This is a genomic window from Xenococcus sp. PCC 7305 (assembly GCF_000332055.1).
GTDB lineage: Bacteria > Cyanobacteriota > Cyanobacteriia > Cyanobacteriales > Xenococcaceae > Xenococcus.
This window is the reverse complement of record NZ_ALVZ01000216.1, coordinates 17384-31300: the sequence shown is the minus strand read 5'-3', so window position 1 is coordinate 31300 and position 13917 is coordinate 17384. Positions and strand designations below refer to the sequence as shown.

Sequence of the window (13917 nt, the reverse complement as noted above, 5' to 3'; positions counted from 1 at the left end):
AAGATCGTGGTTAATTATTAGCTGCGATCTTTTTTCTTGTTCATAAAGTCATTATTATTAATTCATTATTGGTGCCTGTGGTGGATTAAAGAAAAGCATGGGGATCTTGACCAAGACTATTCCAGTCTTGAACTAAAACATCCCAAAGACTATTCATCTCACTGGTATGAAAATTTGGATCTTTGTCTTTACGTCTAGCAATATATCGCATGAGGTTATAGCAAATGCTAGCTTGACCGCAGATAATTAAGTTAGGAAGTTCTTTTTGATCGTTAAACCAAAGAGTAGTCGGAACCTCAGAGCTATCGTCAATTATTTGCTGGAGTTCTGGTGATGGTTTACTAAGTTCGGGAAACTTAGCAAGAAACTGTTCCGCATCACGATTACCTTGTTTGAGATCATAGATATAGTTAGCGATTATTCTTTCTGCTTCTTCTCCTTCATAGATAGCGTTGTAACCCATGCGCCGAATTTGCTTCATGAACACAAAGCTAGTCATGGCAACTAGAGAAGAAAGACGTAAATTAAGTCCATTCAATAATTGATTAATCGTGATTTTTTTGAGATCATTCCAGGCTAATTTACCGACTTGAGGAACTTCCGGTAAGACTTTTGCTTCAATAAACTGACGAGCCTTTAATAGCTTAATGTTGAGCAAAGAAATGGCTATTAACAATAAAACTGGAAACAGATATACTAATCCATCAATCCAGCCAAAATTTTTTGTGACAATTTCTTCCGTGATTTTAAAGCCCATTGCCAACCAACTTAAGACTAAAAATCCGGTCAAATAATTTAGAGATTTTGCGACGAAGTTTAGAGTAAGTTTGCCAAATATATTTTGCCGAATCTTCTCAGGAAACTCAAATAAACTATCAAGTTTTTGGTCTACATCAGAGATGATAAACATATCAAGCTTGGAATCATCTTTTCCTGGCGATTTTCGTTTCTCGGCTAGTAAGATACTGCCAATTCCTTGGTTATCAAAAACTCCGCCATCCATAAGTGCGATCGCGCCTTGTCCAGTTTTAGCTACTCTCTCTGTGATCTCCGTGGGAATTTTATTCTCTATCCAATGAAAATCATCGGGAAAAGCTAACGGTTCAAACCCACCAGGAAAACAAGAAGAAGCCGCTACAATATCGGCAATTCTGATTTTTGAAGCAGCTGCTTTGGGGATAGATATCTTGCCATTACCAATACGACCACTAGCACTACTTTGAAAGCGGAAAGCAATTCCACTGCGGAACTCTGTGGCATTGAATGTTACTTCTTCTACTAGAATCTCAGCCTCAAGGATTTCTCCGAATAAATAGGCTTCTCCATTCTCTTTTTTGAAGAAGGTTTCGGCATAAACATCCGCGACAGATGTGATCAAATCTTGTCTTTTCGATGTGTCTCCATTAGTTTGCTTACTGAGTTTTTCTAAACCTAGTTTGATTAAATTTGTAGTCTTAAGTAATCGGGAATACTCACCATAAAATTCTGAAAAATTTTGTTTTTCTGCCAAGGATAAAATATATTTTGCACCAGTGAAAGTGCCACCAGAAACTGTAGAGAGCATCTTGAGTTGAGACAATAGGCCAACGCGATCTAGATATGATAAAACTCCTAAATGAAATCCCGCAGCCCGATAGCCCCCACCTGACAATGCCAAACCAATAGTTAAAGGGTTTTGATTATTTGCATCAGTGGTTTGAGTCATTCAATTTTCCTTGATTTTATTCCTCATCATAATTTGTGATTCAGAACTCAAAGACATCAATCAAAACTACCGATAAATGACAATTCTGCTGGCCCTGTCATATAAACTCGATTATCTTCACTCGACCAGTTAATTTCTAGAAAACCCCCAGGCAACTCTACTGTACAAAGGCGATCGCATTGATTATTTAACACTCCTGCGACCACTGAGGCGCAAGCTCCCGTACCACAAGCAAGAGTAATCCCAGCACCTCTTTCCCAAACCCGCATCTTAATATAATCTGGCTTGATCACTTGGATAAACTCAGTATTAATCCGTTGGGGAAATGCTGAGTAATGTTCAAACAAAGGCCCAATTTGCTCTAAAGCAATAGCATCGCTATCTTCAACAAAAGTTATACAGTGAGGGTTGCCCATACTGACGCAGGTAACAGCCCAAGCTTGCTCTGCCACAGTGATAGTGTGATTGACCACCTTCTCATCAGCTGCCACTAAAGTTGTGGGGATTTCTCCCGCCAGCAAAAAAGGCTGACCCATATCTACTTTGACTAACCCATTTTCCAGTAATTGAGGGGAGATAACTCCAGCTAAAGTATGAATCCTATAGGTTTTATTAACTTTACCTATTCCTTCGAGATTGGCGATAAACTTAGCGAGGCAGCGGATACCATTCCCGCACATTTCTGGTTCAGAACCGTCAGAATTATAAATTCTCATGGTGTAATCTGTGCCTTCTTGGCCAGGGAGCACAAAAATGACCCCATCTGCACCGATGCCGAAATGGCGATCGCAAATTCGGATCGCCTGTTCTGGAGTCACTATCGTCTCCGAACTATGGCGATTATCAATTAGGATAAAATCATTTCCTAATCCTTGATATTTGCTAAACTTGTAACTCATTTTAACTCTTGTTCCATTCCAACCAATAATCGTTCTATTATGACTGAATTCGATACTGGTTTGCCTAGCGTCAAAAAAATTCAAAGTTATATCAAAGACAAACAAGAAATAGAAATCAAACTTGTCACCGATGATCTGATTGTCGGCAAGATTCTCTGGCAAGACTCGCTCTGTATTTGTTTAGAAGATCATTACAGTCAAGCCACCCTTATCTGGAAACAGAGTTTAGTTTACCTTAAACCCAAGGGCTGATAAGTATTTAATCTGGTTCACAATCCCCGTCTAAAATTAAATTGCTACCTAGAGTTTCCAAAATTTCAGCTTTTGAGGTAGGATAGAATCTTGCGAGATGGTGGCATAGCCAAGTGGTAAGGCCGTGGATTGCAAATCCATTATCCCCCAGTTCGAATCTGGGTGCCACCTTACAAAATTGACAAATAATTCTTTAATGTGCAGCATTAGTTTGCGCTTAATTTGCTATCCTTCTATTTCTCAATTTTCTGAATTTTGTTTGTACAATGGCAGGCGTCCTCTTCTTTGGAAGCATGATTATCCATGAGACTTTGGCGATCGCAAGTACGAATTTTCCTAAATATCCTGTTGGGCTTTTCTCTGGGAATGATGCTTCATGCCTGTCAATTGCATCGGGTTTCATCCCAATTCATCATGCCTTCCAAAGTTGAATCGACTCAGGTTAGTTCCTCAAGAACTGAAGTACCGACTCTAACCTCTACAACAGAAACCACTATTGTCAATGTAGAAGGGGCTGAATTTTACAACCCGCCCAGAGGTGATGTGCGTTTAGTGGCAATTAGTGACTTAAACGGAGTATATGGCTCGACGGAATATGATCCTGAGGTGGATAAAGCGATCTCTCTCTTGTCCTTCTGGCAACCAGATATGGTAGTTTGTGGCGGTGATATGGTGGCTGGACAAAATCCTACCCTCTCAGAAGAGCAGTTAAAAGCTATGTGGACTGCCTTTGATCAGCATGTGGCAGCTCCTTTGCGTCAAGCAAATATTCCCTATGGTTTTACCATTGGTAATCATGATGCTTCTGGAGCCCAGAATTTATCTGGGGTTTTTTTGTTTGAGCGAGAACGAACTATCGCGGCCAATTATTGGAATAAACCAACTCATGATCCAGGAATTGAATTTGTGGATCGCTATGATTTTCCCTTCTACTACAGCTTCAAATTTAATGATATTTTCTTTCTTGTCTGGGACGGTTCATCGGCCAAAATTCCTCAGGATAAACTAGATTGGGTTGAGCAAGCATTAGAAAGCCCCGAAGCTCAGTCTGCAAAGCTCAAGATTGTATTGGGCCATTTACCTCTCTATGCTATTGCAGCAGGTCGTAACCAGTCAGGGGAAGTTATGGCTAATGCCGATCAGTTGCGAGAAATGCTGGAGAGACATCAGGTACATACTTACATTAGTGGTCACCATCACGCCTATTACCCAGCCCATAAAGGAGAACTACAGCTTTTGCATCTGGGAGTTCTTGGTTCTGGGCCACGCCTTTTTATTGATAGTAAATTGCCAGCGCAAAAAGCTTTGACTGTAATAGATATCAATTTTGCTTCTCCTGAGCCAACGACTTATACCACCTACGACATGAAAACAATGGAACTAATTGAATTGGAAAAACTTCCTCGATTCATTCCTGGACATAATGGGATGGTATTAAGGCGCGATCTTGAAATGAAAGACTTGACATCTTCAGAGCAAGCTCTATGTGAACATAGTTTAAGTGTTGATTTATGCCGTGCTTAATCGCATTTTACATTCATATGCTGAGCTCCCCAATCCCTCATCGCAATCATAATTGGCTCTAAAGTCCGACCATAATCTGTAAGAGAATATTCTACGCGTGGCGGGACTTCGGCATAGACTTTTCGCGCGACAATCTGATCCTTTTCCAATTCTCGTAGTTGATTAGTAAGCATACGTTGGGTAATGCCTGGGATTTTTTTCTTCAATTGACCGAATCGCAAAAGATCATTTTGCAAAAGATTAAAAATAATCACGGGTTTCCACCGTCCACCAATCACAGACAAAGTAGCTTCGACAGAGCATCCATAGGGGCCATCAAAATTGTTTTTCTGAGTCATAATTTATTAAAAATTCCAATAGTTACTTTTTTGTAACTACATATCAAAATTGTGCGTACTTGTTATTATTTGCATTTTCATTATATTTTTAGGCATGGAAATCATGAAATAACGAGATAAATATGGCTTACGAAAACTACACCACATTTAAGACGACAACGGATGGTGCAGTCCTTGCCGTTACTTTTGATTACCCCCCTGTTAATATTCAGGGTATTCCGATGCTGGACGATCTAAATCAATTAGCGGAAACTCTCGAAGGCGATCGCAGCATCAAGGTTATTGTTTTCCAGTCTGCACACCCGGAGATTTTTGTGGCCCATGCTGACACAAATTTCCTCAAAGACATGTCCACCACAGCAGTTTCCCAGGATGAGGTCGAACTGCTTTATCTCCAGACTACCCTAGAGCGTATCAGCAAACTGCCCCAAGCAACTATTGCCAAAATCGAAGGTTTTGCCCGGGGTGGCGGTCATGAATTTGCCCTGGCTTGCGATATGCGTTTTGCTGCTCGGGGAAAAGCAAAGTTCATGCAAATGGAAGTAGGTATGGGCATCTTGCCTTGTGGCGGTGGCGCATCACGGATGGCTCGTCAGGTAGGCTTAGGTAAAGCTTTAGAAATTATTTTGAGTGCCCGAGATTTTGATGCCGACGAAGCAGCAGCCTATGGCACAATTAATAAAGCTCTCGATGCTGACAAGATTGGTATTTATGTCGATGAGTTAGCTCAACGAATTGCTCTTTTCCCAGCTGAGTCGATCAATGCTTGTAAACAGACTGTCTATGCTTCCATTGATAAACCCATAGATGAAGCTCTAAAAGAAGAAGCTTACTGGCTCTATCAAGCGACAAGTAAAACACCAGCAATTAAGCGTTTCCAAGTTGCAGATGAAAAGGCAATGCAAAACGATATGTCAAATCAACGTAATTGGAAACATTGGTAGTTAATGTTCAGGAAATTCAGTGACAAATACCGATCAGAATGATTGAGCAAACAAAAAAATTAGGATTCCAATCCCTTAATCAAGGCTACAATTCAGTATTTCGTTTAGGACGGTTAAGCTTGGGATTAGTAGTCCCGATTGAGTCTTATGCTTTAGGGGCAGTACCCACAATGACGAGCCATGTAGAACGGGTTCAATTGGCAGAAAAACTGGGATTTGCGGCTGTTTGGTTACGCGATGTGCCATTCAACGTGCCCTCCTTTGGTGATGCTGGGCAAACTTATGATCCTTTTGTTTATTTAGGTTTACTGGCTGGTCAAACTAAACGAATTGCCCTGGGGGTTGCCAGTGTTATTTTACCGTTGCGGCATCCAGCCCATGTTGCCAAGGCTGCTGCCAGTGCCGATGTCTTGTCCGGTGGCAGAGTTATTCTTGGTGTTGCCTCAGGCGATCGCCCAGAAGAATATCCCGCACTTAACCTATCCTATAGCGATCGCGGCCAACGGTTTCGAGAGAGTTTCGAGTATATAAAACGAATGAGCGAGGTTACTCCAGTTTTTGAAAATATCTATGGTAAACCGCACGGTGGGATGGATATGCTCCCCAAGCCAGTATCGGGAAAATTACCACTGTTGATTACAGGCAGTAGCCAACAAGACCCCCAATGGATTGCCCAAAACGGAGATGGTTGGATGATTTATCCTCGAAATATGGGGATGCAAACTCAGATTGTTCACAATTGGCGATCGCAGATTGAAGCAGCAGGCAGACCTAACCAACCAGTGATGGAACCACTCTATGTCGATTTAGTTGAAGATCCCGATACACCGCCATTACCAATTCATTTAGGGTTGCGGTTAGGAATTAAGTATCTTAAAACCTATCTAAAATCGCGACAAGAGATCGGAATCAATCATGTTGCACTGAATCTGCGCTTTAACAAAGCCAATATAGAAACTACATTAAAACGATTGGCAGATGATGTCTTGCCAGACTTCACTTGAAAAATAGAGAGAAAGCCATGGAAAAAACGATCTTAATTACTGGCGCTACCGATGGTATTGGACTAGAAACAGCCAAAATGCTTATTTCACTGAAGCATCATGTTTTGCTCCATGGGCGCAATCTAGCAAAGCTAGAAGCATTGAAAAACCAGCTATCAAGCGATCTCGATATTGAAATATACGTTGCCGATCTTTCTCTCATGAGTAATGTTGAGGCCCTAGCAAAGGCTGTAGCAGCAAAGCATACTCAACTTGATGTCTTGATTAATAATGCAGGTGTTTATAATGCAGCTGATCCTATTACCCAGGATGGACTTGATATTCGCTTTGCCGTTAATGCGATCGCGCCCTATCTACTTACACAGAGGCTCTTCCCCCTACTCGGAAATTCAGGAAGGGTAATTAATCTTTCTTCTGCCGCTCAATCAACCGTCAACCTAGAAGCTATAACTGGAAAGGTTAAGCTAAGCGACGGAGCAGCTTATGCCCAGAGCAAACTAGCGCTTACAATTTGGTCCCGTAGCCTGGGGCTTGCCCTTAAGGAGCGCGGCCCAACAATTATGGCGATTAACCCTGGATCGCTGCTGGGGAGCAAAATGGTCAAACAAGCTTATGGTGTACAGGGCAGTGATCTTAGCATCGGCGCAGAAATCCTTACTCGCGCAGCACTAACAGATGAATTCAAAACTGCTTCCGGCAAGTATTTTGATAATGATGTGGGTCGGTTTGCCCCTCCCCATGCCGATGCTCTTGATAAAGATAAATCTCAAGAGGTGATAAGTGCTATTAAAGAGATTTTGGCTTGAAATACATGTTAACAACTGAGCAAAGTCGTCAGCATTCCTACCATATAATCAGTCAAATCTTGATCGAGAACAACACCAGTAGTTTTCCACCAGCGATCGCTTAGATCTAAATTTCTTACCTGTTCGGTATCAACTGAGCCGGTAATAGATAAATTATCTGGCAATGGCACTAAGGTTTTAATTTTAGGTTTGATAGTGTTGGTTATGGGTAAAACAATAACCATCTTGCGTCGATGATTGAACTTACTGTTGCTAATCACTAAGCAAGGTCTAGCTTTTCCTTGTTGTTCTCTGCCAGAAGTTGGATTGAGATTTATTCTGATAATTTCTCCTCTTTGAACGTTCAAATCAACTCTCTCCCTTGGGGTTCAGATTGAAGAAAGTCCTGCAAATCTTCAGGATGTCTGTAATCTTCTGGAATACTATCTAAAATCTCATCTAGAGTTGGCAATGTTTTATCTGGTTCTACAATCAGGCGATCGCCTTCTATACTCACGAGAATATTAGCGTTAGCTTCCAGTTTGAGATCTTTGACTATTGAACTAGGGACGATTAACCCCAAGCTATTTCCCCATTTTCTGATTTGACTTTTAATTTTCATAAGTTAGACATAGTATAATCTCAGACAAAGTATAACAAAATCGACAAAAAAGAATTCGTTTTCTTGATAGGTCATAGCTAAAAGATATTTACAATTTTTGGAGGTAAAATTCATGAAAGCAGTAGGTTTAACTCAATATTTACCCATTGATGATGAAAATAGTTTGTTGGATGTCGAAATCCCCAAACCCATACCCAAAGGCAAAGATTTATTAGTCCAGATAAAAGCTCTTTCTGTTAACCCTGTAGATACCAAAGTCCGCACGCCTCAAGATAAGGTTGAATCCGAACCCCGCATTCTTGGTTGGGACGCAGCAGGTATCGTAGTGGAAGTTGGCGCAGAAGTAACAGAATTTAAACCGGAAGATGAAGTTTACTATGCTGGAGATATCACTCGTCCTGGAAGCAACAGCGAATTTCAGTTGATAGATGAGCGGATTGTCGGTCGCAAACCTCAGAATTTAGATTTTGCCCAGGCCGCAGCTTTACCTCTTACTAGTATCACTGCCTGGGAAGCTCTGTTTGAAAGATTGAATATTGATAAAACAGGAGCAGATGCTGGCAAATCAATTTTAATTATCAACGGTGCTGGGGGAGTTGGTTCTGTTGCCATTCAACTGGCGAAAAAGCTTGCCAAACTAAATGTGATTGCTACGGCTTCTCGTCCCGAAACGATCGCCTGGTGTCAAAATCTTGGTGCTGATCAAGTGGTCAACCATCGCAATAATTTGGCAGACGAGATTGAAAAAATTGGTTATCAAAATGTCGATTATATTCTTTGCTTAAATGATACCGATGGTCATTGGCAAGCTATGACAAACGCGATCGCACCCCAAGGCAAAATCTGTTCTATTGTGGAAAATCAACAACCGTTGGACATGAATATTTTAAAAAGCAAGAGTGCTAGCTTTGTTTGGGAATTTATGTTCACTCGCTCAATGTATCAAACAGCAGATATGGCAGAACAAAGTAATTTACTTAATGAATTGAGTCAACTAATTGAAAATGGTGTAATCATTTCTACTTGTAATGATGTAATCAAACCGATCAATGCGAAAAACCTCCGAGATGTTCATCAACGTCTTGAAAAGGGTAGAACTATTGGCAAAATTGTTCTCGCCGAATGGAATTAATTTTTAAAAATCAAAATAAGGAGAAAATCATGTCAAGACTAACTATCGTTGCCCACATCAAAGCCAAATCAGACAAAATCGATCTTGTAAAAACAGAGCTTGAAAAACTGATCGATATTACTCGTGCTGAGAAAGGCTGCCTGCAATACGATTTGCATCAGGACAATGAAAATCCAGCACATTTTCTGTTCTACGAAAATTGGGAATCTCGTGAACTTTGGCAGACACATATGAACAACCAGCATCTAAAAGATTATATGATTGCGACCGAGGGAGCCGTTGAAGAGTTTACTTTAAATGAAATGAAGAGAATAGCTTAGTCTCGTGGCAATAAGACATTTGATTGTTTTATATATTTATAGCTGTTAATGAGAAACTGAAGCTGAAATCACTCACTTTATGCTTAAAATCAGAGGTTGAATTAAGTCAATCCTTCCTTTTTATGATTATGTTTCGTCCTCAACCAGTTCCCCCTGCAAAACCAGACTTTTGTATTCGATATATTTCTCCCCAATATCAGGCTCAAGTCAGTGGCAAATGTCGGCAAGGCAACTATATCAAAGTATTGACACCTCAAAATCTCTATTCAGATCAGCAGGGGTATAAAAAAGCTGTAATCTATCTACATGGTTTTGCACTGGGAGCCTCGGAAATCTATGAAAGTCATTTACAACATCTTGTGAAACAAGGATTCTATGTTTTTTATCCAGTTTATCAGTCTGGTTTTTGCCAAGTCCAATGGAAATTCTGGAGCAATATTGCAGAAATCTACCAAGCGATTCTTAATCCCTGCCCCATAAATGCCGAAGGGTGGATGACCAATGCGATCGCAAGTGTCAAAGATGCCTACACATGTAATGGCCTTTTAGACAAACAGGTTCATTCTTACCTATTTGGCCATTCCTTAGGAGGACTACAAGCTCTAAGTTGGGACTACTATACTGACAAGGTGTTAGACTCAACTCCAGCCCAGCTCAAACCTCAACAAGTACTGGCAGTAGATCCTATCCCATCGTCTGATTCAAATATTCCTCAACCGATTCGTTTTTTTGTCAATCGTTTTGGCCTGTTGAAAAATACAGTAAGAATCCAAAATACGGGTTGTCAGCTCAATGTTCCAGTCGCAATTTTACATGGTGATTCAGATTCAATCGTTAAACTCAAGGACTGGAAGCAAATGTTTCATTACATAAATTCTCAGCAAAAGCGATTATATACATCTTGTACTGATAAACATGGCTCCCCATATATGTCGGCAGATCACATGCAAGCAACTGTTTACACATATTTTTTACCAAATTGGATGGCAAAATCGATCTTCGGGGGTGTGGGGACGGAGGACAATCTCAATTGGCGTTATATTTGGTCGGCGCTGGATCAAGTTATTCGAGGTGAAAAAAGAGCAGATGACTTGTGCTTTTGCATGGGAACTTGGTCGGATGGCAAGAAAGTAAAATCTATTGTGAGTGTCCTGCCCGAAAATTCAGTGGAGGATAATTAAATTGCACTCGTTCAATATATATACTAAATATTTTCCAATGTTGAAACAGGGATTATCACTATTATTATCTTTTAGTTTTTATACTCTTAGCCAAGGTATCTGCTTAACCTCAGCCACAGCCCAAATCCCATCAGATGGCAGTAATAGTATTACAACCAAATATGATATTGATGAAAAATGGTTCCAACAAAGCCTAGTTGAAGATAATTTATCTCACTGGTTGAATTCAGCAATCACGAACAATGGTTTTTTTCGCGTAACCCTCAACCGCCAGTGGCAGCCTGCGGCAGAACAAACAGCCACACTAGTATCTCAATCTCGCCTGTTGTACGTCATGGCAGAAGGATACCAAATTACTCAAAATCAAAAATATTTAGATGCCGTTAAAAAAGGAGCCGATTTCCTCCTAGCAAATTTTCGAAAGGATGAAGGTGAATGGTATTGGAGTGTTTCGCCAGAAGGAGAGTTGATCGATGAGACGGAGAGCCCCTATGGCTACGCCTTTGCAATCTTTGGTCTTTCCCATGCCCATCGTGTAACTGGTTATGAGCCCTATCTTGATGCCGCTATGACTACAGCATTGCAACTTGATTTATGGGCTGACATTAAGACTTTCCCCAACAAAAGACCAGAGGATTCTTGGACGCAAAATCACATGATGCATACCTTTGAGGCGCTGCTAGTTCTCCACGATGTGACCAAAGATAATCAGATTTTAGAGAATGCCCGACTCTTAGCAGATTTTATTTTTGACCAGCTTTATCAGCAAGAAGATGGTTATTTGCCGGAAGCCTTCGATGCTAACTGGAAGCCGTTAAAGATAGAAGAAGGTGGATATGTAGATATTGGACATCAGGTTGAATGGGCTTTCTTTTTGAGTCGTGCCGTGGCGGAAAAAGGATTCCCCGAACATTATCTTGATATTGGAGGGCGTTTGCTAAACTTTGGGCTCCAAAATGGTTATGACCATGAGCAGGGTGGGATATTCAATCGTAGCTCTTATTCAGGACAAATATCTAACTCAGACAAGGTTTGGTGGGGACAAAGTGAATTCATTAGAGCTGTTATGCAATATGCAAGCTTCCACGATCGCCAAGATCTCTGGCCACAATATCAACAGACTCTTCAATTTGTCCAAAAATATTTTCTGGATTCAGAATATGGAGGCTGGTTTAGTGAGCCGATAGATCCTAGATTGCCCAACGATGAGCATCTCAAGGGACATATTTGGAAAGCTGGATACCATGTAATCGGCATGTATGTTCACGCTTTGCAGTTATATGAACAAGGACTGGTTGAGTGATCGCGCTTCTTTGAGTTAAGGAACCAGAAAAAAGATGGGGATGAACAATATACTAAATATGCGAATTATGTCAGAATGTAAAGCGTGTGGATTACAACTTCAACCGATACAGTAAAGAAACCAACTGCGATCGCCCTTGGTAATTTTGATGGCATACATCAAGGGCATAGAGTTGTATTGCAACCAATATTAGACCAATATAATTTCACAGATCAAGATAGTTCTGGCGATCGCGACGCCTATCCGACTCTGGTTAGTTTTTATCCCCATCCCAAAGAATTCTTTACCGGCAATAAGATTAAATTACTGACGCCAATTGAAGAAAAAGCGCAATATTTAGGAAGTCTGGGCTTCCAACAATTAGTCTTGCTGCCATTTGATCAAAAACTAGCAGGTCTTGCACCCCAACAATTTGTCGAAGAAATTCTAGTTAACCAATTACAAGCTAGACAAATAAGTATTGGAGAAGATTTTCGCTTTGGTTGTCAAAGAAAAGGAACCGCGATCGATTTACAAAATATTGCCGCCAAGTTTGACATTAAAGTCAATATAAATAACCTACGAAAGTTTCATGACCATAAGCAACAGCCAGTGCGTATTAGCAGTTCTTTGATCCGACAAGCACTTACCCATGGCGCAATCGAACAAGCTAACTTTATGTTGGGTCGTCCCTACAATCTAATTGGCAAAGTTGTCAAAGGACAGCAACTTGGCAGAACAATCGGATTTCCCACTGCTAATCTACAATTGCCCGTTGATAAATTCCTGCCTTGTTATGGTGTTTATGTTGTCAATGTTTCCTGGGAAAATTTTGCCCTTCGAGGCGTCATGAATATCGGCTGTCGTCCCACAGTTGATGGAAACAATGCCACAGTAGAAGTCCATCTCCTAAACTGGGCTGGTGACTTGTACGATAAAACTTTAACCGTTAGTCTGCAAAGATTCCTGCGGCCTGAACAAAAATTCTCCTCTTTAGAAGCTTTAAAGCAACAAATTAGTTCAGATTGTCAAGATGCTAGTGAACGCGGGCGTAAATAAGCTATCTATCAACGAAGAGCAAAAAGCCGATGTATCAAGACTTATTACTCATTACTTATTACTTATTACTTATTACTTCCGCGAAGCGGCACTAGGGAATTTTGATCAAGCTCACCTATTATCGATGTCTTCGCTGGACTACATGCAAGGTTGGCTGGAATTAGCCAAGTCCCGAATTAAAGGTATTCTGCCATGTAAATAAGTATCCAGAAGATTGCTTTCTTCCTGGCTTAGAGGTTGCTGGATTGACAACTGGGATAGTAGTTGTTTGATTAAGTCGCGATCGCTTAATTCTAAAAGAACAGACGTCTGGGTATTTTCGATAACAGTCCAGACCTTACGCAGTAGTGAAGGACTCATGATTATTCTTCCCCCCTAGATTCAGGAGTGATTTTTATAAGTCTAGTGTAGAGAATAGTTCGACAAATCTAAAGTCAATATTAAGAATTATTGGTCAAAGACATAAAAATTTAAGTCTCGACAATTATGTCATCTTTTCCCGCAATACTTTTATATTACTCAAAAACTATTTGCTTAACATAGCTTCTCATAATTCAGCAGTTGCTAGAAAATTTTTATCATAAATGCCAAGGTGAATTGTAGCGACATGGGCAATTGCAAAGCCTTTTGTCATAGAGAAATATTTTAAACAGCGGTTATTACCATTGTATATTTAATCTGATAATTTTATTGCGTTATGTAACAATTGCTGGTTTCTGTTAATAATTGTTGACAATACTTGACAGAATAACTAAGTTGTACAGGTGAAATTAATTGCTATTTTCATTTGAGGGAAGGGATATCGTGACTACATTAATTACTGTTTTGATTTTGGGATGGCTTCTAGCTTCTACTATTGGAACTTGTGCT

15 protein-coding genes, 1 tRNA gene and 1 pseudogene are annotated in these 13917 nt (G+C 40.4%); 11 read left to right on the top strand and 6 right to left on the bottom strand.

Annotated elements, in window-relative coordinates:
- Positions 1-85: 85 nt before the first annotated feature.
- Together XEN7305_RS18975 and dapF are read right to left on the bottom strand one after the other, a co-directional pair.
- A complete protein-coding gene (locus tag XEN7305_RS18975; RefSeq protein WP_006511115.1) occupies positions 86-1705 on the bottom strand; it encodes a patatin-like phospholipase family protein in 1620 nt (539 codons plus the stop codon).
- Between the two features lie 56 nt (positions 1706-1761).
- Positions 1762-2604 carry a diaminopimelate epimerase gene (gene dapF / locus XEN7305_RS18970; protein ID WP_006511114.1) on the bottom strand — a complete coding sequence of 281 codons (843 nt, stop codon included), beginning with the start codon at positions 2602-2604 and terminating at the stop codon, positions 1762-1764.
- A gap of 39 nt (positions 2605-2643) precedes the next feature.
- Here dapF and XEN7305_RS18965 point away from each other — a divergent pair, with 39 nt between their 5' ends.
- The 3 genes from XEN7305_RS18965 to XEN7305_RS18955 all read left to right on the top strand — a co-directional run bounded on the left by XEN7305_RS18965 (position 2644) and on the right by XEN7305_RS18955 (position 4380).
- Entirely contained in the window at positions 2644-2856 is a 213-nt protein-coding gene (locus tag XEN7305_RS18965; RefSeq protein ID WP_006511113.1) for a hypothetical protein, read from the top strand.
- Positions 2857-2955: 99 nt separating this feature from the next.
- Positions 2956-3027: transfer RNA gene (locus XEN7305_RS18960), tRNA-Cys, on the top strand.
- Positions 3028-3270: 243 nt separating this feature from the next.
- Positions 3271-4380: a metallophosphoesterase gene (locus XEN7305_RS18955; RefSeq protein WP_006511112.1), complete on the top strand. Its 1110-nt coding sequence runs from the start codon at positions 3271-3273 to the stop codon at positions 4378-4380.
- Here XEN7305_RS18955 and XEN7305_RS18950 read toward each other — a convergent pair.
- Positions 4377-4718, bottom strand: a complete 342-nt coding sequence (locus XEN7305_RS18950) for a helix-turn-helix domain-containing protein (RefSeq protein ID WP_006511111.1) — start codon at positions 4716-4718, stop codon at positions 4377-4379. The genes XEN7305_RS18955 and XEN7305_RS18950 overlap by 4 nt on opposite strands.
- Before the next feature lie 122 nt (positions 4719-4840).
- On the opposite strand from XEN7305_RS18950, the pseudogene XEN7305_RS18945 reads away from it, so the two are divergent.
- The 3 genes and pseudogenes from XEN7305_RS18945 to XEN7305_RS18935 all read left to right on the top strand — a co-directional run bounded on the left by XEN7305_RS18945 (position 4841) and on the right by XEN7305_RS18935 (position 7472).
- Positions 4841-5685, top strand: a pseudogene (locus XEN7305_RS18945) (enoyl-CoA hydratase/isomerase family protein).
- 15 nt (positions 5686-5700) lie between these two features.
- A complete protein-coding gene (locus XEN7305_RS18940; RefSeq protein ID WP_006511109.1) occupies positions 5701-6666 on the top strand; it encodes an LLM class oxidoreductase in 966 nt (321 codons plus the stop codon).
- Positions 6667-6683: 17 nt separating this feature from the next.
- Positions 6684-7472, top strand: a complete 789-nt coding sequence (locus XEN7305_RS18935; protein WP_006511108.1) for an SDR family NAD(P)-dependent oxidoreductase — start codon at positions 6684-6686, stop codon at positions 7470-7472.
- A gap of 8 nt (positions 7473-7480) precedes the next feature.
- Here XEN7305_RS18935 and XEN7305_RS18930 read toward each other — a convergent pair whose 3' ends face one another.
- Both XEN7305_RS18930 and XEN7305_RS18925 read right to left on the bottom strand, forming a co-directional pair.
- A complete protein-coding gene (locus tag XEN7305_RS18930; protein ID WP_006511107.1) occupies positions 7481-7819 on the bottom strand; it encodes a type II toxin-antitoxin system PemK/MazF family toxin in 339 nt (112 codons plus the stop codon).
- Positions 7816-8073 (bottom strand): AbrB/MazE/SpoVT family DNA-binding domain-containing protein, encoded by a 258-nt coding sequence (locus XEN7305_RS18925; RefSeq protein WP_006511106.1) that lies wholly within the window; start codon positions 8071-8073, stop codon positions 7816-7818. Before XEN7305_RS18925 ends, XEN7305_RS18930 begins: the two co-directional genes overlap by 4 nt.
- Positions 8074-8185: 112 nt before the next feature.
- On the opposite strand from XEN7305_RS18925, the gene XEN7305_RS18920 reads away from it, so the two are divergent.
- From XEN7305_RS18920 to XEN7305_RS18900, 5 genes are all read left to right on the top strand, one after another.
- Positions 8186-9205 (top strand): zinc-binding alcohol dehydrogenase family protein, encoded by a 1020-nt coding sequence (locus tag XEN7305_RS18920; RefSeq protein WP_006511105.1) that lies wholly within the window; start codon positions 8186-8188, stop codon positions 9203-9205.
- Between the two features lie 29 nt (positions 9206-9234).
- Complete coding sequence (locus XEN7305_RS18915) at positions 9235-9525, top strand: putative quinol monooxygenase (RefSeq protein ID WP_006511104.1); 291 nt, start codon at positions 9235-9237, stop codon at positions 9523-9525.
- A gap of 128 nt (positions 9526-9653) precedes the next feature.
- A complete protein-coding gene (locus XEN7305_RS29590; protein WP_202951302.1) occupies positions 9654-10706 on the top strand; it encodes a hypothetical protein in 1053 nt (350 codons plus the stop codon).
- Between the two features lie 37 nt (positions 10707-10743).
- Positions 10744-12009, top strand: a complete 1266-nt coding sequence (locus XEN7305_RS18905; RefSeq protein ID WP_006511102.1) for an AGE family epimerase/isomerase — start codon at positions 10744-10746, stop codon at positions 12007-12009.
- Between the two features lie 84 nt (positions 12010-12093).
- A complete protein-coding gene (locus XEN7305_RS18900; protein ID WP_006511101.1) occupies positions 12094-13047 on the top strand; it encodes a bifunctional riboflavin kinase/FAD synthetase in 954 nt (317 codons plus the stop codon).
- Between the two features lie 138 nt (positions 13048-13185).
- On the opposite strand, the gene XEN7305_RS18895 is transcribed toward XEN7305_RS18900, so the two are convergent.
- Complete coding sequence (locus XEN7305_RS18895; RefSeq protein ID WP_006511099.1) at positions 13186-13407, bottom strand: hypothetical protein; 222 nt, start codon at positions 13405-13407, stop codon at positions 13186-13188.
- Positions 13408-13917: the final 510 nt, after the last annotated feature.